This is a genomic window from Mesorhizobium sp. M1348 (assembly GCF_040317925.1).
Lineage (GTDB): Bacteria > Pseudomonadota > Alphaproteobacteria > Rhizobiales > Rhizobiaceae > Mesorhizobium.
Map to the genome: position 1 here is coordinate 1 of NZ_JAMYLH010000079.1, position 1,035 is coordinate 1,035.

General features: G+C 64.6%; 1 protein-coding gene. It reads left to right on the forward strand.

Going from position 1 to position 1,035, the window contains the following annotated elements; all coding sequences use genetic code 11:
* Positions 1-1,035, forward strand: a 1,035-nt coding sequence (locus tag NKH13_RS35495; RefSeq protein ID WP_352917483.1) for an IS91 family transposase, incomplete at both ends; no start/stop codon positions are given.

A 1,035-nucleotide genomic window follows, 5' to 3' on the forward strand; every position in this document is an offset into this window, starting at 1 on the left:
GGCGAGGCGTATCGGCAGGCCCATGACGGCCATCTCGGGCGCGTCGAGCGGCGCGTGATGAGCGCGATCGAGCTATGCCGGACCGCCGAACTGGGCGGCCATGTCGAGGGCTGCCGGTCCTGCGGGGCGATCCGCGTCGCCTACAATTCCTGCCGCAATCGGCACTGCCCGAAGTGCCAGGGACAGGCCTGCCGGGAATGGCTTGCCGCGCGGCAGGGCGAACTCCTGCCGGTTCCCTATTTCCACGTCGTCTTCACGCTGCCGGCGCAAATCGCGGCGATCGCCTTCCAGAACAAAGCGGCGGTCTACACGATCTTGTTCAAGGTGGCCGCCGAGACGCTACGCACCATCGCCGCCGATTCCAAACATCTGGGAGCCGAGATCGGCCTTGTCGGCGTCCTGCACAGTTGGGGTCAGAACCTCCATTATCATCCCCATATCCATTGCATCGTGCCAGGTGGTGGGCTGTCGCCCGATGGAACGCGCTGGATCTCTTGCAAGCCCGGCTTCTTCCTGCCGGTGCGGGTGCTGTCGCGCCTGTTCCGCCGACTCTTTCTGGAGGAACTGCGGACAGCGTATGAAGCGGGCAAGTTGAGCTTCTTCGGCGATCTCGCCGAACTGGCGCTGCCCGTCGTGTTCAGACGCCGGCTGGGCGAGGCCCGCCGCCTCGAATGGGTCGTCTATGCCAAGCCGCCGTTCGGCGGGCCAGAGCAGGTGCTGGCTTATCTCGGTCGCTATACCCACCGTGTCGCCATCGCAAACTCCCGGCTCGTCAGCATGGCCGACGGCAAGATTGTGTTCCGCTGGAGAGATTATCAGCATGGCGGCAAGGCAAAGCTCATGACGCTGAATGTGCACGAGTTCATCAGGCGCTTCCTGCTGCACACCCTGCCGGACGGCTTCCACCGCATCCGCCATTATGGATTCCTCGCCAACGGCCATCGCGCCGCAAAGCTCGACCTGTGTCGCAGGCTGCTGGCCAACCCGCTGCAGGACAATATCGAACCGCGCGTCGAAAGCACGCCCGCGCCCCTC